The organism is Dyadobacter sp. CY345, assembly GCF_021502725.1.
Taxonomy (GTDB): domain Bacteria; phylum Bacteroidota; class Bacteroidia; order Cytophagales; family Spirosomataceae; genus Dyadobacter.
This window is the reverse complement of the sequence record NZ_JAKFFS010000006.1, coordinates 470,824-494,540: the sequence shown is the minus strand read 5'-3', so window position 1 is coordinate 494,540 and position 23,717 is coordinate 470,824. Positions and strand designations below refer to the sequence as shown.

The 23,717-nt window shown below is 40.6% G+C and carries 23 protein-coding genes; 10 read left to right on the top strand and 13 right to left on the bottom strand.

Annotation, left to right across the window (positions count from 1 at the left end; translation table 11 throughout):
• Positions 1-497 precede the first annotated feature (497 nt).
• Positions 498-1,358, top strand: coding sequence for a sugar phosphate isomerase/epimerase (locus L0657_RS25225; protein ID WP_235153554.1), 861 nt, complete (start codon positions 498-500; stop codon positions 1,356-1,358).
• A 94-nt stretch (positions 1,359-1,452) separates the two neighbouring features.
• On the opposite strand, the gene L0657_RS25220 is transcribed toward L0657_RS25225, so the two are convergent.
• Positions 1,453-2,049 carry an OmpH family outer membrane protein gene (locus L0657_RS25220; RefSeq protein ID WP_235153553.1) on the bottom strand — a complete coding sequence of 199 codons (597 nt, stop codon included), beginning with the start codon at positions 2,047-2,049 and terminating at the stop codon, positions 1,453-1,455.
• A 476-nt stretch (positions 2,050-2,525) separates the two neighbouring features.
• On the opposite strand from L0657_RS25220, the gene L0657_RS25215 reads away from it, so the two are divergent.
• The 3 genes from L0657_RS25215 (at position 2,526) to L0657_RS25205 (ending at position 6,354) form a co-directional block, all read left to right on the top strand.
• The gene (locus L0657_RS25215; RefSeq protein WP_235153552.1) at positions 2,526-3,182 is read left to right on the top strand and encodes a response regulator transcription factor; all 657 of its coding nucleotides are present in this window, start codon (positions 2,526-2,528) and stop codon (positions 3,180-3,182) included.
• A 301-nt stretch (positions 3,183-3,483) separates the two neighbouring features.
• Positions 3,484-5,112: a hypothetical protein gene (locus tag L0657_RS25210; RefSeq protein WP_235153551.1), complete on the top strand. Its 1,629-nt coding sequence runs from the start codon at positions 3,484-3,486 to the stop codon at positions 5,110-5,112.
• 30 nt (positions 5,113-5,142) lie between these two features.
• On the top strand, positions 5,143-6,354 hold the full coding sequence (locus tag L0657_RS25205; RefSeq protein ID WP_235153550.1) for a T9SS type A sorting domain-containing protein: 1,212 nt from the start codon (positions 5,143-5,145) through the stop codon (positions 6,352-6,354).
• 104 nt (positions 6,355-6,458) lie between these two features.
• Here L0657_RS25205 and L0657_RS25200 read toward each other — a convergent pair whose 3' ends face one another.
• The 3 genes from L0657_RS25200 to L0657_RS25190 all read right to left on the bottom strand — a co-directional run bounded on the left by L0657_RS25200 (position 6,459) and on the right by L0657_RS25190 (position 8,807).
• A complete protein-coding gene (locus L0657_RS25200) occupies positions 6,459-7,340 on the bottom strand; it encodes a DMT family transporter (RefSeq protein WP_235153549.1) in 882 nt (293 codons plus the stop codon).
• Between the two features lie 23 nt (positions 7,341-7,363).
• Complete coding sequence (locus tag L0657_RS25195) at positions 7,364-7,801, bottom strand: nuclear transport factor 2 family protein (RefSeq protein ID WP_235153548.1); 438 nt, start codon at positions 7,799-7,801, stop codon at positions 7,364-7,366.
• A gap of 199 nt (positions 7,802-8,000) precedes the next feature.
• On the bottom strand, positions 8,001-8,807 hold the full coding sequence (locus L0657_RS25190; RefSeq protein WP_235153547.1) for a hypothetical protein: 807 nt from the start codon (positions 8,805-8,807) through the stop codon (positions 8,001-8,003).
• Positions 8,808-9,037: 230 nt separating this feature from the next.
• Between L0657_RS25190 and L0657_RS25185 the strand changes: the two genes are divergently transcribed.
• The gene (locus L0657_RS25185; protein WP_235153546.1) at positions 9,038-9,505 is read left to right on the top strand and encodes a hypothetical protein; all 468 of its coding nucleotides are present in this window, start codon (positions 9,038-9,040) and stop codon (positions 9,503-9,505) included.
• Positions 9,506-9,513: 8 nt separating this feature from the next.
• Here the strand turns inward: L0657_RS25185 and L0657_RS25180 are convergent, their stop codons facing one another.
• From L0657_RS25180 to L0657_RS25170, 3 genes are all read right to left on the bottom strand, one after another.
• The gene (locus tag L0657_RS25180) at positions 9,514-10,320 is read right to left on the bottom strand and encodes a 5'-methylthioadenosine/adenosylhomocysteine nucleosidase (protein ID WP_235153545.1); all 807 of its coding nucleotides are present in this window, start codon (positions 10,318-10,320) and stop codon (positions 9,514-9,516) included.
• Positions 10,321-10,328: 8 nt separating this feature from the next.
• Positions 10,329-11,627 carry an NCS2 family permease gene (locus L0657_RS25175; protein WP_235153544.1) on the bottom strand — a complete coding sequence of 433 codons (1,299 nt, stop codon included), beginning with the start codon at positions 11,625-11,627 and terminating at the stop codon, positions 10,329-10,331.
• A gap of 176 nt (positions 11,628-11,803) precedes the next feature.
• Entirely contained in the window at positions 11,804-12,877 is a 1,074-nt protein-coding gene (locus tag L0657_RS25170) for an AraC family transcriptional regulator (protein WP_235153543.1), read from the bottom strand.
• Positions 12,878-13,034: 157 nt separating this feature from the next.
• Here L0657_RS25170 and L0657_RS25165 point away from each other — a divergent pair, with 157 nt between their 5' ends.
• Positions 13,035-14,465 carry a S41 family peptidase gene (locus L0657_RS25165; protein ID WP_235153542.1) on the top strand — a complete coding sequence of 477 codons (1,431 nt, stop codon included), beginning with the start codon at positions 13,035-13,037 and terminating at the stop codon, positions 14,463-14,465.
• Positions 14,466-14,543: 78 nt separating this feature from the next.
• Here the strand turns inward: L0657_RS25165 and L0657_RS25160 are convergent, their stop codons facing one another.
• The 3 genes from L0657_RS25160 to L0657_RS25150 all read right to left on the bottom strand — a co-directional run bounded on the left by L0657_RS25160 (position 14,544) and on the right by L0657_RS25150 (position 17,301).
• Positions 14,544-14,765: a hypothetical protein gene (locus L0657_RS25160; RefSeq protein ID WP_235153541.1), complete on the bottom strand. Its 222-nt coding sequence runs from the start codon at positions 14,763-14,765 to the stop codon at positions 14,544-14,546.
• Positions 14,766-15,008: 243 nt separating this feature from the next.
• On the bottom strand, positions 15,009-16,199 hold the full coding sequence (locus L0657_RS25155) for a histidinol-phosphate transaminase (RefSeq protein WP_235153540.1): 1,191 nt from the start codon (positions 16,197-16,199) through the stop codon (positions 15,009-15,011).
• 304 nt (positions 16,200-16,503) lie between these two features.
• A complete protein-coding gene (locus L0657_RS25150; RefSeq protein ID WP_235153539.1) occupies positions 16,504-17,301 on the bottom strand; it encodes an aminoglycoside 6-adenylyltransferase in 798 nt (265 codons plus the stop codon).
• Between the two features lie 95 nt (positions 17,302-17,396).
• On the opposite strand from L0657_RS25150, the gene L0657_RS25145 reads away from it, so the two are divergent.
• Positions 17,397-18,632, top strand: coding sequence for a sodium:proton antiporter (locus tag L0657_RS25145; RefSeq protein WP_235153538.1), 1,236 nt, complete (start codon positions 17,397-17,399; stop codon positions 18,630-18,632).
• Between the two features lie 58 nt (positions 18,633-18,690).
• Here L0657_RS25145 and L0657_RS25140 read toward each other — a convergent pair whose 3' ends face one another.
• A complete protein-coding gene (locus L0657_RS25140; protein ID WP_235153537.1) occupies positions 18,691-19,137 on the bottom strand; it encodes a VOC family protein in 447 nt (148 codons plus the stop codon).
• A 221-nt stretch (positions 19,138-19,358) separates the two neighbouring features.
• Positions 19,359-20,057, bottom strand: coding sequence for a DUF2490 domain-containing protein (locus L0657_RS25135; RefSeq protein ID WP_235153536.1), 699 nt, complete (start codon positions 20,055-20,057; stop codon positions 19,359-19,361).
• Between the two features lie 129 nt (positions 20,058-20,186).
• Here L0657_RS25135 and L0657_RS25130 point away from each other — a divergent pair, with 129 nt between their 5' ends.
• Complete coding sequence (locus L0657_RS25130) at positions 20,187-21,464, top strand: YihY/virulence factor BrkB family protein (protein WP_235153535.1); 1,278 nt, start codon at positions 20,187-20,189, stop codon at positions 21,462-21,464.
• A 91-nt stretch (positions 21,465-21,555) separates the two neighbouring features.
• Here the strand turns inward: L0657_RS25130 and L0657_RS25125 are convergent, their stop codons facing one another.
• The gene (locus L0657_RS25125; RefSeq protein ID WP_235153534.1) at positions 21,556-22,041 is read right to left on the bottom strand and encodes an ankyrin repeat domain-containing protein; all 486 of its coding nucleotides are present in this window, start codon (positions 22,039-22,041) and stop codon (positions 21,556-21,558) included.
• Positions 22,042-22,220: 179 nt separating this feature from the next.
• Between L0657_RS25125 and L0657_RS25120 the strand changes: the two genes are divergently transcribed.
• Together L0657_RS25120 and L0657_RS25115 are read left to right on the top strand one after the other, a co-directional pair.
• Complete coding sequence (locus L0657_RS25120) at positions 22,221-22,676, top strand: NUDIX domain-containing protein (protein WP_235153533.1); 456 nt, start codon at positions 22,221-22,223, stop codon at positions 22,674-22,676.
• A gap of 151 nt (positions 22,677-22,827) precedes the next feature.
• On the top strand, positions 22,828-23,676 hold the full coding sequence (locus L0657_RS25115; RefSeq protein ID WP_235153532.1) for a neutral zinc metallopeptidase: 849 nt from the start codon (positions 22,828-22,830) through the stop codon (positions 23,674-23,676).
• Positions 23,677-23,717: the final 41 nt, after the last annotated feature.

The window sequence follows — 23,717 nt, the reverse complement described above, 5'->3', positions numbered from 1 at the left end:
ACTGGCTTTTGGCATAGGTGATCCTGCCTCAAATCTGACACAGATTTGAGCGAAGATCAATAATATGGCAATCAATCTTTTGATTTACAGTATGTTAAAGTTAGTGAAATTCAACAGAAGTCGCTTGTCTTCGGTGGTAGTTTTGATTTAACGGTTGTTTGTTGATATCAAATTTCAGATGTATTTTTTAGCGTAATCCACCATAAACCAATTCCTTATCTTCGAACGTTTTTAAGTATAGATTCGGCCTCATCTGCTTTGTTTTGTAAATGGCGTGTGGAGTTAATCAGTCTTGTCTGGCACTTCAAAATAATAGGTTTTTAAACAGCAGCAATGTATTCAAAAAGCGCATCTTGGATTTGTTGAAATGCACATTTTAGCTGCCGGGTATACGAAACTGAAAATAAGTTGAAAATTAAACAGGGACTCCGGCGTTTTAATTCGTCCATTAGCACGGTATCAACTCATGAAATTTCTTAATCACTTATCTTTTTAATATGAAAATTAAACACCTGACTTTTCTTGCGTTTGCCTTCGCTTTGGGTAATGATAATCTTTATGCACAAAAAGGAAAACCTCTTTTTACTGAGCAACCGGGAATGGTTTCTTACACTTTTCGAAAAAGTTTAAGTAAGGACGCAGCCGCCACTCTGGATACGCTCAAAGAACTGGGAATAAAGGATATGGAATTTTCGAGTTTGTTTGGAAAAACGGCTCCTGAGCTTCGTAAACTGCTGGACGAAAGAGGTATAAAATGTTCTTCTTTTGGAGTTAGCTATGATGATGCGCTTAACAAAACGCAGGAAGTCGGACAGAACGCCAAGGCTTTAGGTGCCAAGTTCGTTCGGGTGGCGTGGATACCTCACAAAGGTCCTTTCACACTGGAAATGGCTCAGCAAACCGTTGCCGATTTTAACAAAATGGGTAAGCAGCTAAAAGACGAATTCGGGCTGACTTTCTGCTACCATAATCACGGCTATGAATTTGAAAAACACGAAGACGGGACGTTGATGGATTATATTATTCAGAAAACCGATCCGAAATATGTAAGCTTCGAGCTCGATATGTTATGGGCATTTTTTCCTGGGCAGGATCCGGCTGCTTTGATCAACAAATATCCTACTCGCTTTAAATTGGTTCACATGAAAGACCTGCGCAAAGGCGTAGAGGGTAATCTTTCGGGTGGGACGCCGGTTGAAAATGACGTTGCCTTAGGAACTGGACAGCTGGACATTCCGACGATTTTAAAAGCCGCTAAAAAATCATCGATCCAACATTATTATATCGAAGACGAAAGTCCAAGTTATGCCACCCAGGTTCCTCAGACGATTGCTTATCTAAAAAGTCTGACTTATTGATCACGAATCTGGGCCTGAATATATCAATCGTTTTATATTCAAAATGAAAATGAGAGCCTTCAAGCTCTCATTTTCATTTCAGATTGAATTCAAGCTACTTCTGTTGCAGCATCTGAGGAAGGCCGATTCTTCTTGCCGACGCAGCCGTACTGTCAATACCAAGATTTTTCATGATTTCCGAGGATAGATTAGACGTCGAATCCCTCGCAAATAATACAACTGGCCATATATCTCCTCCGTCCGGATTAAGATCCATTCTCAAAATAAAAGAATAACCCTTTTGGCGGCCAGCGAAAACAATGGCGTCATTCACCTTTTGCTTGATCGGAGAGAATTTTTTGGAATAATAATCACGAAGTTCTTTCATGGCATTAGCCTCAAATTCATCAAAAGATTTTTTCAGGTTATCAAGTTCCAGCGCCTTGTCTCTTATTATCATTTGCTCAGCTTTGCCAGCAACCAATTTGTCAAGAGCTGCGGACTTCGCTTCATAGTCGTCGTATTTTCCTTTTAAGATTTTTTCATACTGCTGGCTTTTCAACGTGATTTCCTGATTCAGTTTTTTAAACTCAGGCATTCTTTCGATGATCAGCTGTTGGTCTACGTATCCAATTTTTTCGATGGATTTCTGCCCAAAACCTACCGAAAAACTAAGACAGAAAAGCAAACAAAGTACAGTTAGTGATCTCATAATGATTTGATTGGATTAGGTGAAACATAAAATCCAAACGCCAGTGTTAGCTGCCTATTGTATTAAAAAATATTAAATAACTAAATTATTAGTAATAGGTGAATGAGGCCGTAGCAGACTTTAATACGCATGGCCGCTAAGGGGCAGCCATGTGCTTGCAAAATATTAAAAAGTTGAGTGTAATGAATAGAGGAGGATAAGTAAATGCTGATCGAAAGTACCTGAACTAAGGCATGTAAAGACAGTGCAAATTTAGAACTATATTCAAAATTCGCTTAATCTGAAAATATGATATATATCATGTTTTGTTGTCTGGTGTTTTTTTACCTCCTGCCGACTACTAAAAATCGCGTCTGTTTTCAACTGCCAAACGATCTTACTTGAATATAACTTTCGTGAAAAAGTGAAACCGGTCGTTTATTTAATTTAAGTTTACTGCGTAATTAACACTACCTCCTTACCAGTTTATTTAAATTATGTTGAAAATTCTCATCGCTGATGATCATGGCGTAATTGCCTTGGGCGCTGGTATGATGATCAGCGAAATATATCCGGACTGCGAAACCGATATGTCAATTTCTGTTGAAAGTACGCTGAAAATGATAAATGCCGTTTCTTATGATATGCTGGTATTGGACATCAATATTCCAGGGGGCAATCACGTTGGTATGCTGCACGAAATATTTGCCATCAGACCTGGCTTGAAGGTTTTGATGTTCTCCTCTTATCCGGAAGAAACTTATGCAATTTCGTATATCAAGGCCGGAGCGCGGGGGTTTGTGCCGAAGACCTGCACGGTAAAAGAATTTCAGTCCGCTTTCCAAACAATTCTTGCTGACGGAATTTACATGAGCCCGTTTCTGACGGAACATTTATTGGAAAATATCGATCCTGAAAATCAGATTATGAGTCTCTCATCCCAGATATCCCGACTTTCCACTCGTGAAGCGGAGGTAATGGAGCACATTATCGCAGGCAAAAGTACCAGTGAAATTGCTCATAAATTATCACTTGCATTGCCGACAGTGAGTGTTTATAAAAACAGGATTTTTGAAAAGATGAAAGTGAGTAATTTGTCTCAGCTGTTGAAAAAAGTTTGGGAACTTAATAATGCCTCAGGACAAAACAGATAGAAATCCATTTCAGAAATCCTGCTTAGCCTACTTGTTAAAGTATATCTTATTGGTCAGCCAAACCGGCGTGTTCCGGTATCCTTATGCGTTACGAAAATACTACTTTCAGGGCTTGTCTAATTTATTTTACACAGACGCCAAAAGTGTCGCTACGAATTAATTTTTCAATAGTTAATAGATTTGATCGCTCGTATCGAAATACTTATTGCTGTATGTAGGTAGAGTTTGTAGAAGTCGAAAAGCATTATATCGGGATATTTACCTGTATCAGTTGAAGTAAATCAATTTCTTAATTAGAACTATGAAACAACTTTTTACCACATTTCAGGTCGGAGCTATCCGGCTGAAAAATCTTTTTATTGGCTGCCAGATGACGGCAATTTTACTAGCCGCGATCTCAACCTCGCACGCACAATCTCCGGGAGGTGTTACAGGCGCTATGGTCTGGTTAAAGGCCAACAGCGGAACCGGTACAACGACAAACGCAAGCGCTGTGACAAGCTGGACCTCACAGCCTGGAGCGAAAAACTTTATTGGAACAGCTACCTATTATGATGACGCGGCAAATCTGGCGAACTGGAACCCGGTCGTTCGTTTTAATGGAACAAATGATGTTTTGATAAACTCTACGGTATTCGGCGCTGATCCGGTGAATAGTAATTCCACTTTTTTAGCTGCAAAAATACTTGGCGATGCCACTTCTCTGACCAGCGTTTTGTGGGGGTCATCGGATGCCAATACAAGTAATAACCGTTTGAACGTACATCTTCCGAACGGTGGGACGATTTATTATGATATGGGAAATGCAGTTTCCGGAGGTAGAATAGCGATACCGATGGCCGCTTCTGACTACAATACAAATAATATATGGACATTTAGAACGGGAACTGTCGCTGTTCCAGCCTTTAATCACCAGATATTTAGAAATGGGTCATCTGCCGCAGCTGGAAACGGTGCTATCGGTGCGTATAGCCTTGAAGGTAAGGAGCTCCGCATAGGAAGCAGTATCAGCAATACGCAACCCTGGGCAGGGAATTTGTTTGAAACAATTGTATATGAAAAAGATCTGACAACGCTGGAACGCCAGCAGGTTGAAACATATCTTGCTATCAAATACGGAAAGACGTTACCCTTTGATTATGTGACATCAGATGGTTCAACGGTATATTCAGTGGCAGGATATGAAAATAATATTGCGGGTGTTGGTCGTGACGATACCTCGCTTTTATTACAAAAACAAAGCCAGAGTTCCAATCCGGGAGATCAGGTTATTATGAGTCTTAACGGTGCACCACAGGCGACCAACGCAGCAAACGCAGGTGCTATCGGTCTGGACAGAAGGTATATAATCTGGGGTGATAATAATCTTCCAGGTACCAGTTATGCAAGTAACCTGACAAATGTAAATGATGTCTTTAACAGATGGTGGAAGGTAGAAAATGCTGGAAGTATCTCGCAGGCCGTTACACTTCTTTTCCCGGCCAGTGCGGTCTCGGCTTACACTTCGCCGCGTATCGTTAGAAACGCGACCGGTTCTGCAACCTCAGCCGCAACATACCCCTTGGTACTAACGCCAATAACAATTAACGGCGTTGATTATTTCTCATACGCAACAGCATGGGCTCCTGGTGCTTCATACTTCACATTCGGCGGATGTTTGCCTTTGCCAACGCCTTCTGCTGTGGTTACCCAGCCAACTTGTTCATTGGCAACCGGTACGATTACAATCGATAACCCTATCACAGGCCAAACTTACAGTTTTGATAACGGCGCAACCTATCAGGCGAGCAACATCAAAAGTGGTTTAACTCCGGGCGTTTATCAAATTATGGTGAAGGACGGCTGTGGAGCATCGGTGGCAACTTCTGTCACAGTTCAGGCTGCGGACTGCTGCACGCCGGCGGCAGGCACGATCACGCTTAATCCTTAATTGATTTCCAACACTTAAATATCATCAAACATGATACATTCTAAAAAATGGGTGCTTTGGAGTCAGATTGCGCTGGTTTTTATTTTTATGGGCGCTTCGCTCAATGGTTTTTCACAATGTCTGAGCCCCGGGGCTATTATAAATTTTTCCGTTTCTGGCAATAATGTTACGGCAGGTTATACGACTGCAAACGTGCTCACAACCGAAGATGGGACTATTATCAAAACAGTCGTAAGCGGCTTTTCCGCACCAGGCGTGGATGGATCTTACAAAATTTACACTGTCAACTTCCGTGACGATTCAGAACCAGCTTTTACTCGTGGCAGTAACATCAGCGCAGTCTCAGGTACTTGTGTTTCGGTAGGCGCTACGTCAGTTACATTCTGTATAACAGGTGGTTGTTTAGTGACCGGCACTTCTATTTCTTTTACGCCAGCTGGACAGAATACCAGTGCAGGATATGAAACGCGGTATGTACTTACAAACAATGCTGATGTGATTATTTCAAGCGGGACGGCAACTACTTTGACAGCACCTGCATCTGTTGGTACTTACCGAATCTACGCGGTAAATTACAATACAGCCAATGGTTTTGCCTCACCAGTTTTTACTGCATCCACCAATCTTTCGGCTATTGGCGGCGGTTGTACAGATATCAGCGATCCGATAGAGTTTTGTGTTAATTCTCCACTTCCTGTAAAACTTGTTTCCTTTTCTGTAACAGAAGAAACGGGTACGGCGCAATTGAAATGGGCGACTACGGAAGAAGTAAATGCAGAACGCTTTGAGGTTGAGCGCAGCACAGACGCAAAAAACTGGAATTTTATTGGAGAAAAAGAAGCCGCCGGTGAAAGCAAAAGCTTACTTCACTACACATTCTCAGATGTTTCTCCTAAAAGGGGTATGAATTATTACCGTCTGAAAATGATCGACCGCGACGCAACATTTGCTTACAGTACTATCAGAAACATTAAATTTGGAAGCGCGGAAAGCCGTGTAAGTGTATATCCAAACCCTGTTTCCAATGTCTTGTTTCTGAAAGATATCGATCTTGAAAATGTAAAGGAAATTTCGATTGTGAACACGAATGGAGTGGTGGCATACCGATCTTCACCAGCTTCCCTTTCGAGCATCATTTCCAGTGGAATCCCTGTCGGATATTTGGCAAACGGAATGTATTTATTGAAACTGACTCATCTTGACGGAACGTCTGGCGCGCACAAGATTGTCATAAATAAGTAATTAGAAATACTATATACATACTGTAAGCTAAGTATATTATAACCCCTTCTCGAAAATGAAAATGCTGTCCTTATGGGCAGCATTTTCATTATTAAAAAGTTAAACTAAATCAATTCCTTTTTATGTTGCCTTGATACTTTGACCATTTGCAGCACAACCGAGAGTATAATCAAACCAAGACCGATGTAAAATGGCCATGTTAATTCCCGGTTTTCTTTGTAGATCAGAATGGCCAGGATGATCGTATAAATAGGTTCCAGGTTGAAGCTCAGGTTTACGGTAAATGCAGAAATTTTGTTGAGCGCCTGGATTAGCAGCATGTACAAAAGAACGGTGCAGAACAGTGACAACATAATCAGGTAACCCAAATCCTGCCAGGAAGGAATCATCGTTTCGACGGGGAAATAATGAAGGTAAAATGGCATCAGAAAAGCGAGACCTATACTTCCGCCGATCATTTGATAAACCGTAATGACTTCACTTTTAAACGAATGAGCCAGTCGCTCGTTAGCGATTGTGTAAAATGCAACCAAAAGCGAGGACATCACGCCGAGCAAAATACCTGTACGATATTGTGAATCGAAACTAAAAATCAGACCGATTCCCAATAATGTTAATCCGCTGAGCAGCAGTTCCGAAGCTTCAAATTTCTTTTTATTCAGGATAGGGGCGAGGATGGCAGTGAAAAATCCAGTCAGGGAAAAACAGACTACACCGACCGAAATATTCGAATACTTAATGCTCCCATAAAAGAAAATCCAGTGTAGTCCCAGCAAACAGCCGGTCAGCGCAATGCGTTGAAAATCCTTTCTGGAAACTGCTTTCAGTTTTCTCGAAGCACCTAAAATCAGGAGGAGCAAAATTCCGGAAATAAGCATTCGGTACCAAACCAGCAGGCCTTCGTTAAGTGATATTGCCTTCCCGAAAACGCCCGTGAATCCTGCAAGGATTATGGATATGTGAAGTTGAATAAAGGCTTTTTTCATTTTTAGTATTATAGAAGAACCGGCTATTCTTCGAAATTATCGTAATAGGTAAAGTCTTCTGTTATCAGTCCATTCTCAATTTTGAAAATTGTACAAATCGGCAATTCAAATTTTGAACTATCGGGAGCTGTTCCTGTGGAAACAAATTCAACGATCACATGATTTTCACCTGACGGATAGATATTCAGCACCTTGTCTGTAACATCAGGGAAAGTTTGACTTAATTCGCTATATTTTTTAACAATCTGCTCCCGGTTTTGTTTGACAATTCCCTGACCTAGCGAAGGATCTTTAAATTCGGCTGTCTGGGTATAAAAATTCGCAAGACTTTTCCAGTCATGTTTATTGAAAGATTCGAAATATTGACGAATTAATTTTTCATTTTTTCCGTCGTTTTGCTGTTTCTGGGTGCAAGAAAATAGCGTTAATACACAAAGAGAAAGGAAGGTAAATTTTTTCATAATTTTAAGATTCAGGTGGTCAGATAAAACTAGTTTGTCACCTAAATGTATTTAAAAGTTTGCTAATGAAACAAGTGGCTCAGACAAACTTCCGTTTTGAGATAAAACTGTCGGGTGATAATCTACAACCTTTTAGAATCAAGATCTTCGCTGATCAATTCATAGAATCAGAAAAGTCGTAAATTTTTGATGTTTTGCATTACTTAATTTCCGAAATTGTGACTGTGTTTGTCGCTCTGTTCAACCCATAAATTATCTGTTTTTTCTGAACAGAACGGTCCATTGCAATGCCTTGTCCATGAATTGATGCAGGCAGCGTTGCAATATGTTCAATCGTGTAACCCGATTTTGGAATTTTCATAACGTATACTTCCGGCCGGTCGTGCCCCGTGCAGTATAGTAAACCATTATTTCCCCAGGCACCGCCGGAGTTGCTTTTCGGGGTGAACACTTCAACAATATTTTTAGGAAAAATCCAGGATTCAAGTTGTCGGAATTCTTTGTCATACCGCACCAGCGAAGTCCAGCGAACGTCTCTTCCTTCACTGGATTCCTTCCCGCCATAATGCGCAAAACCGACCCACCAAAAGCCATCTTTTTGATCAATCCAGGTTAGGGAGCCATGTTCTGCAATTCCAAAACTATGGTTACCAATGTGTTGTAAATTTTTTGTGTCAAATATTTCGATGCTGCTTGCCATAGGAATTTCGGGATAATTCGAGTTGGCGCAATACAATTTTCCGTCAATCACTACACCGCTGTTGAGATGTTTGATACCATCTTTGGTTCCTTCCCAACTGGACACTTGCTTGCCGTCCGCTTTGGTGTATTTTAAAATTGTACTATTATTGATCACATAAAAGTATTGCTCATCAACTGCAACGGCTTGTTTTGCTTCGGATACCTGAAATCTTTGTATCTCTGTGATAGTCTGGGAGTAAGATTTAGAAAATTGCAACGACGCCGTCAGGCTTGCGAAAAAAAGTAAGGATTTGAGAAAGATCATCTTAGAGCTGATAAATTCGAGAGCTAAAATTACTAAAATATTAAATTTTTGATTTTAAGGTATTGTTATCTGATCAAATACTGCATGCCTTCGGTATTTGGAAGCTAATGTAGGTTAATCAAAATAATTCTACATTAATTTACGGGTCCACATAGTTTTAATTGTGATTTCTCGCTTAAATTTGTTTTCCAAAGCCCTTGTAACACCATCCTCAAAATTGTCAGTTTTTTATGTATAATCTTTTGATTTTAGAAAGTGAATCAATCTTCAAAATCGGGATATCCAGTCGGTTAGAGAGAGAAAATAAAAACATCAAAATTGAAACGGCAGAAAGTATCAGCCAGATTTTGCAATCCTCACTTTTCAAAGTGAATGAAGTAAAGCAAAACTATGATCTCTTCATTGTTTCATTAAACAAGCAGGACGAGCAGGTGCTGTCGTTGATCAAATACACGATTAAACATAAGCCGGAGCTCCCGATTTTAATCTTTTCCTATGAGAGCGCCGACTGGCTTTTCAAACAGGGCATCAATACTAAGCCAGTCCCGGGTCGTTATATCAAGAAAGTGACATGTTGGGCCGATATTCAGCAGGAAGTAAATAAACTTTTTAATGAACCTGTTAAGCTGACTTCTGCACCCGTTCGGGAAATCACTACTGATTTTTCTTTACCGAGCCGGAGAACTGGGGAAGTGTGATCGGTTATTTAAATTTTACCTACGACACCCATCACCATGATCGCTGCATTTTCCGCGGCGATCTGATAGAAATTCTTTACATCGGCAGATGCTTTTTTGTTCGCATTATCGCTCAGGCTGCGAATAATTAGAAATGGTACTTTTTGCTGATAACAGGTTTGGGCGATGGCAGCCCCTTCCATTTCAGTCACGGCTGCATTCAGGTCTTTTCTTAAACGTTTGGTCGCAATTTCGGAGGCTACAAAAACATCACCAGTAACGACAATCCCCTTGGTGATAGTTGGAAAAAAACTTCCATTTTCGCGTTTTACTTTTTCAAAAGTTAAACTTTTCGAAATAGAAACCGCTTTCTGGATCAACGCCGAATCACATTTAAAAGTGATGGGATTTTCAGCCATATCATAAGGGTTTTTTGTCGGCGTGTAAATCATGCCCGTATCTTCAATAGCACCATAATCGTGATATTTTACTTCTGTTCCAATCACGATGTCGCCTGGATTAAGAGAAGTATCCACTCCTCCGGCAATTCCGGAAAATACGATTTCCGAAGGTTTGAAATGTTCGATCATCAGCGTGGTGGTGATAGCCGCGTTTACTTTTCCGATTCCCGTCTGTGCAAGGACAATCAATTTTCCGTTCAGCATGCCTTTGGAGAAAAGCGTTTGGGCAATGACGGTATCTTTCCTGTTTTCCATTTTACTCCGCAGCAAGACAAGTTCAGGCGGAAAAGCACCGAGGACGCCTGTGATATTTTGGGAAAAGGTATTGAAAGATGAAGCAAAAAGCAGGAGCGAAAGCAGGTATTTTTTTCTCATATAAATTGTTATAGTATTAAAGCTAAAATTGCAAATAAGTCAATAATCCAGAGTGCCAAACTGATTTCGCGGGTTTTCCCGGTCGCGATGTGTAAGACAGTCCAGCTCAAAAATCCCCAGATAATTCCCTGCGTAATGGAATACGTAAAAGGTATAAGCACCATCGCCAGAAATGCCGGAAAGGCCTCACTCAGATCGTTCCAATTTATTTTTACAACAGGTTTCATCATAAACACGCCAACTAAAACAAGCGCAGGCGCCGTCGCAATGGAAGGAACTGCGCTGAGAATTGGCGATAGAAATAGAAACGGAAGAAACAGCAAAGCTCCAACCATCGCAGTCAAACCGGTTTTACCACCTTGCTCAATACCCACAGCAGATTCAATGTAGGCAGTACCAGGACTGCTGCCCGTAAGCCCGGCAAGGGTCGTTGAAAAAGCGTCGACGATCAGTGATTTCCGGATGTTTTTGGGTTCACCGTTTTCGTCTAAAAGATTCGCAGCTTCGGCAAGGCCAACGAAAGTTGATAGACTATCAAACATATCGGTGAAGACAAAGGCAAGGATGATCGGGGCAAGGCTCCATTGCAATGAATTAACCAGATCAAGTTGAAATAACAAACTGAAATCAGGTCTGGCAACAAATTCAGTGATCGTCACCAGGGGTTCATTCCCACCGTAATATCGTCCGATTGGCCATGCAAGAATGCTCGTTACGACTATACCAATCAGAATACTGCCTTTCACATGCCGGTTTAAAAGAATCACGGTGACCAGCAAACCGACCAGAAATGTACAGGTAGAAGCATTCAGGTTTCCGAGGCTAACCATCGTAACAGGATTTGCCACAATAAATTTTGCATTGGAAAAACCAATCAGCGTTATAAAAAGCCCAATTCCTGATGCAATGGCGTAACGAAGCGGTTTCGGAATTGCTTTTACGATATAGGACCGGATGTTGAAAACAGATAATAGCAGAAAAAATATTCCTGACCAGAAAACAGTTCCCAATGCAACCTGCCAGCTGAGCTTTTCGGTGAAGACTGCTGTAAAGGTGAAAAAAGCATTTAGTCCCATTCCGGGCGCAACCAAAATTGGATTGTTCGCATACCAACCCATCATGAAACTGCTGAAAAATGAAACCAAAATTGTAGCAGTAAGGACGGCTGAAAACGGCATCCCTGTTTGACTCAAAATGGATGGATTGACAACGATGATATAAGCTGTTGCCAAAAATGAAGATACGCCGGCTAGGATTTCAGTTGAAACTGTGGTATTATTTTCTTTTAATCCGGAGAGGGAAAACATAGCGCTGGGGTTTATTTCAAAGATATTGATTAACCAGCGTTTTTAAAAACAGAGGGTTGTTTGCCTGAAAAATTGTTCTTTCATTCCTATTTTTCCAGTAAGAAATGCAGCAATTGTTTGAAAACGAAATATACCATTGGCATAATCCGGTATTATCTGGTGTGAAACGGGAATCTCTATGCCTGTTTGATAAAATAATCTTTACGTTTTATTCCTTTAACAAATTCCGAAGGCGTAATCCCTTCTTTCTTTTTGAAAACCTGATTAAAGGTTGCCTTCGAGTTGAAACCAGCCTCAAAAGCAATTCCAAGAAGTGAAAGATGAGCATTTGCAGGATTTTGACATTGACGTTTAAACTCTTCAATGCGGTAATTATTGATGAATTCATAAAAATTCGCATCAAATTCTGCATTTATAACCTGCGAAATCTGATGTTTGGAAAGTGATAGCATTTTCCCCAAATCCGTTATAGTCAGCGAAGGATCGAGATAAGGTTTTTCCAATTTCATATGGTGTAAAAGTCTTTTTGCAGAAATTCTCGAAGTCTCAATATCAAGTCCTGTTTTGAGGTATTTTGGCTGATTGTCAGAATATTTATCGGTCTCAGTCAAGTAAATAAATTCCGGCTTTTCCTGTAAGATTTTATAGGCAATCCAATAAACCAGAGCGATTACCAGAAGAAAATGATTTGGGTATATCGCTGCAAAAGGTTCTATCCCCAGTTTTTTTGTGTAAAAAGTAAAAAGGGATAATACCAATATTGCAAAAATAAAATAGAGAAATCTTCCAAGCCATGTTTTTCTGGCTGATTGTGAACGCAACGCCGTTTTGTCGTGAGATTTGTACACAAATAAAGCAGCGATTGCAAAACCGACGTGAAAATAATTTGTCAAATGGTTCATCCAGCCAAAATCGGCTTTCAAGACTTTTTCTTGATCCGATAGGTATAAGATTTTTTCTGACGCGCTTTGAAAATAGAAGGGAGTCAGTATAATCAGATACGTTATAAATGGTAAAAAATACAGGATATGAAGGCGCCCGAATTTGAAATTTTTTGAGACCAGGCTTTTCGTTAACAGCAATATCAGCGGCCCATAACACAGCGGCAGCAACCATGATAACCTGCTCAGGTGAGGGAAACGGACGAACATATTGTTGACATCTATGGCGATCAAGTTCAGATGTGCCACGATGAGAAATATCAGTAAAGCCAATATCCGGTTTGAGGTTGTATTAATTTTTTTTGACATAAAAGCAGCACGAGTAGAGCGCCTTGTACTATTCCCGAACATAAAACTGCTGTTACCATCATATTAAGTTTTGTCTGACAAAATTAATAGGTCCGAACTTATCGGGAAAGACCGTACAGTCACTATTAGCGTGGATTTTTGTCCAAAAATATAGGCCATGAAAAACATTATTCTAATTATTTTATTAGCTACAACAGTTGCGAGTTGCTGGGGACAAGCGTTGAAACTTGGCCGTGACCAGGCTCTTAAAGATTTAAAGATTATCAGGAAATCTGTGGAGGAAATTCATCCGGGATTGAACCGGTTTGGTCAGCAGGTCGCCTTTAATTCCCGCTTTGATTCAATCGCCGGCGGGATACAAAGACAGGATTCTGTTAGCAGGATAGATTTCTTTCGGTTGGTTAATCCGTTGATGGTTACAATCAAATGCGGGCACGTCAAATTTCTGCCACCGTTCAAGGAATTTCCATTTTATTTTCATGCTGACAAGGTGCTGCCAATCATCGTCCGTTTTGATGAAGATGATAATTTACTTATAGTCAAAGCTGCCCGCGAAAATCTAAGGGGGAAATTCATTCAGGAGATTAATGGGAAGTCTGTCTCGGGAATTATCGAAACTCTAAGGCGAAATATGTTTGTAGATGGAAAAGGAAAAACCTCGGCAGATGCACAAATTCAGCAATATTTCAGTGCCTGGTATGCTGACTTTATTCAGACTCTGGAATCTTCTTTCCGGATAAAAGTGACGGATCAGTCAGGAAATACCGAAATGCTGGATTTGCCGCCAATTTCGGCAGCAGCATGGAAGGAGCTGGATAAGGAGGTTGTCGTGCATGGAAAAAAGAATGAATTGACCTTTTTGAACGAATCAACAGCCTTGTTGCGAGTAGCGAGTTTTATGCCGGAACATTCAAACCGGGATTTTTCAAAGTTTTTGAAAACTTCATTTAATGAATTTTCCAGTAAACAAATTAAACATCTGATTATTGACGTGCGTGGCAACGAAGGGGGAAATGATAAGTTGGGAAAGCAATTATATTCGTATATAGCCGTGGACAAATTCAGGTATTACGACCGGATTGAGCTGCATGTCAGGAAGAAAAAGGACGTGACCTACCGGCAGTTTGCCTACTTCCCAAAGTTCTCAGGCATTGCGTCCATATTGGTCAGGAGGAGAAAAGATGGAGGATATTTATGGACTCACCACAAAAATCTGGGGATTCAGCGACCTAGGAAAAATGCATATAAAGAAAACGTATCTTTTCTGGTCGATGGGCTAAGCTTCTCGGTGACGTCAGAATTTTTGTCCGTTGCTAAAAGTGAAAATCGGGGAAAGTTTATTGGTGAAGAAAGTGGAGGAGGTTATTCAGGGGACAATAGCGGGACATTTATAATCTTAAAACTGCCAGCTTCGGGCTATGATATCGGAATCCCTGTTGCAGCTTATTACGCTGCGGTCAAACCGTCCAACGAGGAGTCGAGAGGGGTTTTACCCCATGTTGAAATCAGGCAAACCGCCGCAGATTTACTGGAAAACCGTGACAAAGTTTTAGAATATGCGCTAACCAATCAAACGGCAGAACGGTGATGCTGCTTTCAATTGATCAGATATTTCCCGGAAAGGCAGCTATTTTGCTGTCGCTGCTTTTCCGGAACTGCCTGAAAATCATTTACGTGATTTCCTTTTTGTTTTCCGCTTTCTGTTTTTCGTGCTTCTCTTTTTACCCCAGTCATTTTGCATCTTGCTGTAAGCTTTTTTGCTGACTGTTTTTTTCTTTTTGGGCCGGGAAGTTCCCTTTTTCTTGCGGGCATTGATGTTATTAACGAGGGAATTTTTAACACCCAGCTTGTTCTTTTTCGTATTGCGTTTCTTTTTTGATGCTGCCATGGTTTTTAGTTTAACAATGGCAATATCAAAATTTATGCCTGCGAAAATTGGTTAGGGAATCGAATTTCATAAGCACAACTGCCAGTTTTAAAAAAAGGAAATTAAGTAGGCTCTTGGGAGAAATAAATCAGATCGAATATGCGACAGGCAGAATTTTGACTTAACGCGGACGTAAGAATCAACACAATAAAAATCCCGGCCGAAAAATTTCAAACCGGGATTCCTTCGTAGTGTCAAGTAGGGTTAACTTATGTTTTGCAATGCGCTTACAAATAGCTTCATTTCGTCTTTGGTACCAATACTAACACGGCACCAGGGTTTTTCCTGAATGTCCATCGCTTTAATAATAATTCCTTTATCTGACATTTTCGTAAGGAATTCTTTACCCGGCATATTAATCGGAAAAATTACAAAGTTGGTATACGAAGGAACATATTTATAGCCCATCGCAGTAAGGTTTTCGTACAAATAGGTTTTCGCTTCTGTGTTCAATTTGCGGGTACTGTTTTGGAATTCGATATCATCCATTGCTGCCGAAGCTGCGTAAACAGATGTGCAGGCGATTCCGCTTCCACCGCCTTTGGTCACTTTTTTGATACTTTCCAAAGTTGAAGGAAGTGCTGCAACATAACCTACGCGAAGCCCGGCCATTCCCATAATTTTCGAGAATGTACGTGCTACGATAATATTTTTCTTGTTTTTCAACAGAGAAACCATGCTTTTGTTATCAGCTCCTTCTATCAATTCAAGATAGGCTTCGTCTATAAAAATGGGCACTTTATCAGCAACCCTGTTACAAAAATCAGTGAGTGCTTTCGTTGAGGTTACTGAGCCCACCGGATTATTTGGATTGCATAAGTAAACCAGTTTGGTATCCTTATCAATCGCTTTTTCCATCGCATCGAGATCGTGAGACCAGTCTGCCTTGCAAGGAACAGGCTTCCAGGTTGCGCCAACTGATTCAGCCACACGAATAAGTGACATGTAAGTTGGGTCGGCAGAAACAATGTTTCCACCTTTGTCAAACATCGCAAGTGCCGTTTTTTCCAGAAGATCGCCCGATCCGTTTCCCATCATAATATTTTCGGGAGCTACTTCTTCTTTAACCGCGATTTTGCTGATCAGATCACGAAGTTCAGTTCTCGCATATCGGTTACCCTTTTCAATGGAATCGGAAATCGCTTTGCGAGCCATTGGAGGAGGTCCGTAAGGATTTTCGTTAGAGCCGATTCTTGCCACGACTTTTGCAAAATTAGGCTCCTGATCCAGATAATGCGCACGTACCATCGGACTTAGAAAAAGCCGGTTAGACTTGTCCAGCCTAAGTGGAGTTTCAGCGAACGCCCCGTCGCTTAGAAATGGTGCAACTGCCATTGCGCCAAGTGATGCAAATCCTGATTTTAACAGACTTCTACGGTCAATTTTCACGCCCATAAAGTTAGATTTTTGATGGTTGATAATTTTTTGGGAATACTTCCCTGGAAATAAAATCTGGCTTGCGGCGATCTGAAACGGGTAGTTGCGTAACTACTTGCTAATCATAAATATAGTAAATCAAAAGCCGATCTGAAAATGAAAATCAGGAAAATTATTACTAAAATTTCAGATTAGTGAAAATGTATATTTAAGTATAAGAATATTTATGTTTTATTTGGTAATATCTGATTTGGGGGAAATAACATTTTCCTGGTAAGTATTTTACTAGGAGTTAATTTTTTAAGTAGTTTAAATGTGTCGATTATAATTGGTTCAGAGATAAGTGGATATCTTCGAGATATGTCATTACCCGCAGTTCCGCTTTTGTTCGATATTGTATTTTATTTGTCATCAGAGAATTTCTGAGGATACGGTAAAAAGCAACGGCATTTTTTAAAGAATGCAGGCACGTTTCCTGATCGTACGAAGCATTGGTTTTTAGCATTGCTTCAAGATCACTTGCGGGCAAAATCATTTCCAGTTTTCTCACACCTTTTGGCAAATGGGCATTATTCAGAAGTGCGAGCGGCCCAAGAACTGTTTGCTGTAAAAATGAAATAAAAGTTAGTACTTCAAATAATTCGCCCCGGCCAATTTTTGCCGCTCCATAGTGAATCCATACCCAAAAACGATCTTCAATCCATTGAAAATCCGGATGAGGGAAGGCGGATTTAGATGATGCCATAACATCAGACAATATGTTTTCGCATTCCCATAAAACAAGAGGATCTTCGACGCGCTCTGTCATATCCTCCAAATGCACAAATTTTAAATCTACATGAATGAGAGGGTTGTCATAAAGGCAAATTATCAAACGTGGTTCACCTACATGTTCTCCTGTGAAAGCTGAAAGAAGATCACCCGCCGATTCTGCTAATTGTATCCGCTGGTCAACAGATAAACTTTGCGATCGATGTACAATAACCAGGTCAATGTCTGAAAAACGGTCAATCTGTTGATCAACCCAGGAGCCTCCTGCGGCAAGAGCCAAGTACTCCTGGTCTTTTTGAAGGATAGAAATTAGGTTATTAACAAAATCTTGGAAATGGACAGGAATCATTGTTAAAGACATTAAATGAAAATAATTGCTGACATAACAAATAAATAAGTTTTTTAAGGCAAGTCCAAAGGCATGATTGTTTTTATCGCTCGGGCATGGATAATTATACTGTGACGATATCACTTATCGGAGTTGCCGCACTGGGGATGGCCTGGATGCCATCATTTACCAAAAAAACCGGTATATCCGATTCTGTGGTTTATGTACTTTTAGGGGTTATTGCTTATTCCTTCATGGACATGCTTCCCAAGCCGGACCCGGTTCGGTATGAGGATTATGTGAAACATACAACTGAATTCGTGATCATCATTTCGCTTATGGGAGGCGGTTTGAAGATTGACCGGCCTTTTTCGTTAAAAGCGTGGGAAGTTCCTTTCAGAATGCTGACAGTTACGATGGTTTTATGTATTGCTCTGCTTGCGTTTCTGGCATTTACATTCCTGCATTTTGACCTGCCTTCTGCTTTGCTTTTAGGGGCTGTCCTTGCGCCGACCGATCCGGTTTTGGCAGCCGATGTTCAGGTGGGACCGCCTTTGGAAAAAACAAAAGACGACGTGCGGTTTTCGTTAACCGCTGAGGCCGGAATGAATGACGGAATGGGCTTTCCCTTTACCTGGCTTGCAATAACCGTTGCCTCACTTGCGCCAAACGATGCTAGCCACCTTTTTGAGTGGTTCGCATATGACTTTGTTTATAAAATAATTGCTGGTGTACTTTCCGGAATTCTTTTAGGTAGTTTGCTTGGCTATCTGATTTTTAATGTTTCCAAGAAGAGAGAATTTATCAATATCAATGACGGTTTTATCGCCGTAGCTTCCGCGCTTCTGGTATACGGACTGACTGAGTTAATCCATGGATATGGGTTTATTGCAGTATTCGTGGCGGCGGTGACGTTACGTAACTACGAATTTGAAAACGAGTTTCACAAAGACCTTCATGATTTTTCAGACCAGGTTGAAAGGATTTTGGTAGCCGTCGTTCTGCTTGTTTTCGGAGGTAGTTTGGTGCACGGAATTCTGGACTCTTTGACCTGGCCAATGGCGATTGTAGGAGTTATTTTTATACTTGTCATTCGTCCGGTTTCCGGAATGATTGGATTAATAGGAACGAAATTACACAACAAAGAAAAATTGGGAATCAGTTTTTATGGTATACGGGGACTGGGTTCATTCTATTACCTATCCTTTGCTTTCGCGGAAAAAGATTTTTTGTACAGTAAGGAGCTATGGTCAACGGTTTCTTTCATTGTTCTTTTGTCCGTCATTATCCATGGTTTAACGGCAGCAACCGTAATGAAACATCTCGAAAAGAATTTTTCAAAGGAAATTTAGAGTAGCATAAATGTCAAAAGGAGACGCCATAATCTGGTATCTCCTTTTTTTGATCTTTTTATTTCGCTCTCTGATTAACTTCGATCAGATATCCGTCCGGATCTTCGAAGTAGATTTGTGTTACCTTATCAAAACGAACTTGTTTGTGGAATTTCAGATTTTTTGAAGTCAGGAATTTTTCTGTCTGATCAATGGAATCTACGAAAATTGAGAAGTGACTTCCATTTTTATCGTTGACAACGGGTGCAGTTCTGCCTGCTAAAAGGTGGATCATCTGACCATTTCCAATATCAAACCAACCGCGAATGGCTTTAAGATCATCCGGAACCTGTACTGGTTTCAGTCCGATAATATCCTTATAAAAAGCCTTGCTGGCCTCAATGTCTTTCACTTGAAGAGCCAGGTGGTTCCAGGTTACCCGGCCGAGTGGCTGTGTGTCCTGAGCGGAAGAATCAAATGCGATGAACAGCTGGGTAAACAGTATCAGAGAAAATAAACTTTTCATTTTCGAAAAAGGATTGATAAACTTTATGCACAAATGTAATCTGAGACAATCAGTTTTGTTATTTAAATTTGATTAAAACTTGAAATAATACTGAGAACTTATATTTGAAAAATCTTCCTTAGTAAGTTTTAAATACTTTTCGGAAGAATAATGGGGCTCGCTTAGTGAAGATATTTATGTTCAGTTTGTCGATAAAACAGGTTTACGTGGTTTTTCGCAGGTTAAAAAGAAGTCCTGACAGACACTTGAAGAATATTATTCCGGGTATTTGTTTCGTCAACAATATAGCGAAACATATAACCTGCCTCAGCTTCAAAAAGATCGTTAAAACGGTAGCCAAGCCCCAGGTAAGAACGGTTTTGATCATAAAGTTTAGTGCCAAGTTTATCCTGTCCCTGGACGTTGAGGAATAACTCATTTTGAACGGTCAGGAAAGTTCCTTTTTCAAAAAGCGGGTCAGTGAACAATGGGATTTGCGTGGTAATATAATATCTGATTCGCTGTGCGAAAAATTTATCTCCCTCTTGATCCAGAAAACGTTGTTCGAACCTGAACCTGTTTGTGATTTCAATGCGCTGAATTTTATTTTCAATTTGAAACTGCTCAAAAGCCCGGTGTTCGTTTTCATGAACTGATTCGTTGTTTTCTCTTTCCCAGGTTCCAAAATATGTATAACCCACGGTAACGGTTTGATCTGCTCTTAGCTTATAACCGACGCCAGGACGTATCAAAAGTGTATTTGCATATCCTAACCGATCCGATGACCTGACTTGTAAGTCAGAACTGAATTGCCATCTTTCAGATAATTTTTGTTGGTGCGACCAGAATAACCAGCCATTTTTCTCAATAGCCTGACCAGAAGCCTGCTGTAATCCCAGAAAAAGCAAAATCGGTAACGACAAGAAATTATATAATTTCATTTATTCATTGATTATCAAAGTGCCCTCTGTTGCACAATGAATCGTGCCAGTTTATTTATGTTGAATTTCCGATGGCATGAATATTTATTTAACCGGGCTACGAAACAAAGTCTACTAAAAAGATATTTTATGGTTAAGGTTAAATTTTTCTTTTCTGTCTTCAAGGAAAGTTTCTCGGAATTTATGGATGACAATGGCTTGAAATTGAGCGCTGCCTTGTCATACTATACTGTCTTCTCACTGGCTCCAATGTTGCTGGTAATCATTTCAATGGTCAGTATTTTCTTCGGTAGAGAAGCATTCCAGGGAGAATTGTTCGGTCAAATTTCCGGGTTGGTAGGTAAGGAGGCATCTCTACAACTTCAGGAGATCATCAAAAATGCAGCAATTTCAAACAAATCATTCACAGCAGCCACAGTTGGTGTGGTCACGCTTTTAATTGGAGCAACAGGAGTTTTTGCGGAAATTCAGGATTCGATCAATTACATCTGGTCAATTAAATCAAAACCTAAAAAAGGCTGGCTGCAATATTTGAAAAACCGTCTGCTATCGTTCTCTGTTATTATTACACTTGGATTTCTTTTGTTGGTTTCGCTGGGTGTGAACGCGTTGGTGGACCTTTTGAGTGGAAGATTAGAACGATACTTCTCCGAAGTTTCTGTAATCATATTTTCTGTACTGAACGTGGCTCTGGTGGTTGTAATTATCACGGCGCTGTTTACCGTTATCTTTAAAATTCTTCCTGACGGTCATTTAAGATGGAAAGAATGTATCGTAGGCGCGGCTTTCACAGCGCTATTGTTTCTGGTAGGGAAATTTGGGATCACATTTTACCTGGGACAATCTGATCTTGGAGCAACTTACGGAACATCTGCATCGATCGTGATCTTACTGACCTGGGTTTATTATTCCTCGATTATTCTCTATTTCGGGGCGGAATTTACCAAGGTATATGCCCGTTCTGATGGCCGCGGAATCGAACCAAACGAGCACGCAGTTCTGGTTATAAGAAAAGAAGCAGAACACGCTGATGTGGCCAGTTCAATCGATCTTGTGAAAAAGCCGGTTGCAACAGTTGCGAAAGTGAAAAATCAACTATTCGATAAAGTAACGGATTTTGTTGAAGGTAAACTGGCAATCATAAGGGCGGAGATCGAGGGTATGATTTCGAAAATGATAACACCGGCCGTTTATTACGCCGTGTTGGTCATTGTCGGTTTCGGAATCGTTATTTTGTTAACGCTGATTACGGGACATTTTCTAAACGTGTGGCTTGACAGTTATTACCTAGGATATGTCATTTTACTCGGCCTATGCATTGTTCTGGTTGCACTTGCAATCACATACAGGAAAAAAATCACTGAATCTATTCGGTTAGCACTTTTGCCAAAAGAGAAGACAGTTTAAATACACCTGAAATTAACAATCGATATTTGTTACCATATAAAAAAGGATCCTGAAATTTGTTCAGGATCCTTTTTTATATGATAACAGGTGATCAGAGAGCTGTTTCCTGTTCCAGAATAGCAATAGCTTCCTCATTTCCTTGCTGGGCAGCCAGATCGATTACTGACAGCCCTCTGTTATCTACAATATACTTGTCGGCACCATGATTCAATAGCAATTTTACGAGGTTGTTACGGCCGAACATAGCAGCAAACATCAGCGCCGTACCTCCATTTCCATGTTGAAGATTTAGATCTGCACCATGGGAAATGAGCAATTCAGCAAGTTCCGGGTAACCTTTAAACGAGACGCCCATTAAAGCCGTATTGCCTCCAAAATCCATCGCGTTCACATCCGCGCCTGCTTCGAGAAGAAGTTTGGCGGCTTCAAAATGATTGTTATAACATGCGATGATCAGCGGCGTATAACCTTTCTCATCCTGGCAATTAACATCTGTTTTTCTTTCAATAAGTTCTGCGATCACTTCCGCATTGCCGACACGTGCGGCCTGAATAATTACTTTATCTATGTATTCCATAATTTTTATTGATGAGGTATATATTTAACACAATATTTTTGGATAAATCCGTAGTAGTTTCGTAACCAGCTTGTATGGATATACATAGTAAAAATTGTTCCAAATGCTATCGTCAATAGGTAATGATTAGTTGCCGGTTCGGAACAGGAATTTTATATTCTGAGAAATTTCAATTTAATATGGCAAAACAAAGCGCAGGAATTCTGGTTTATCGGAAAGACAATGGGATCGAAGTTTTCCTGGTTCATCCCGGAGGGCCGTTTTTTGCTAAAAAAGACGCTGGTGCCTGGTCTGTTCCAAAAGGTGAGTTTGGCCAGGACGAGGATCCGCTCCATGCCGCAAAACGAGAGTTTAAAGAAGAAACAGGTCACAAGATCGACGGAAATTTTATTCCTCTCTTACCTATTAAACAAAAAGGAGGTAAAGTTGTCCATGTGTGGGCGGTTGAGGGAGAGGTTGATGCAGATGCAATAATCAGTAATACTTTTCAACTGGCGTGGCCTCCTCGCTCTGGTAAGATTCAGGAATTCCCTGAGGTGGACAAAGCTGCGTGGTTAAATCTGGAAGTTGCGAGGGAAAAAATAAATGCAGGGCAGATTTCGCTGCTTGATCAGTTGAATGATTTGATTGCATAATTTTTTTTAATGCTCCGTGATTACGCGAGAATCGTCTGAAATTGTCTAAATTTCTGGCACGTTATTTAAAAGATTATATATAAAATTGATATGAAGGTTGTCGAAGTCATTTGGCGACGTCTGGTCAGAAATTAACTTAAAAAGAAATACTATGCGTTGGTCTGATTTACGAAGGAGTGGAAATGTTGAAGATCGCCGCGGCATGTCCGGCGGTGGTAAGGTTGCCATTGGAGGAATCGGCATGATCATCGTTCTGGCAATTGGGTTACTAACAGGGCAGGATCCTTCTGAAATCTTGTCAAATTTGCAGCAGGGACAACAAACCGAACAAGTCCAGACAGCTCCCGCCGGCCCTCGGCCGGATGATAAAACAGCCGATTTTGTGACCGCTGTTTTGGGAAGTACAGAAGACGTTTGGGGAAAGATTTATGCTGAAAATGGGGGGCAATATGAACAGCCTAAGTTACAGATTTTTGAAAACTCAACCCAGAGTGGTTGCGGAGGAGCTTCTTCCGCGATGGGCCCATTTTACTGCCCTGCTGACCAGAAAGTATATATTGACCTTTCGTTCTGTGATGAATTAAGAGAAAAATTCAATGCGCCGGGTGATTTCGCAGTGGCTTATGTGGTAGCACATGAAGTTGGTCATCATGTTCAACAATTGATGGGAGTTTCTGAAAAATTGCAGAGCCAGCGAGGCAGGATCAGTGAAGAGGAATACAACAAATTATCGGTTAAACTTGAATTACAAGCGGATTTCCTTGCTGGTGTTTGGGCAAACCATGCTAATAAAATGAGCAATATTCTGGAACCAGGCGATTTGGAGGAGGCTTTAAATGCTGCAAACGCGATCGGTGATGATAAACTGCAAAAGCAATCGCAAGGTTACATTGTTCCGGATGCATTTACGCATGGTACTTCAGAACAGCGAATGTATTGGTTTAAGAAAGGATATGATACAGGAGATCTTAATCAAGGGAAATATGAGGATATCCAATAGATAATATAAAAGAGTTTTAAAAAATCCCGGTACGGCTAAAT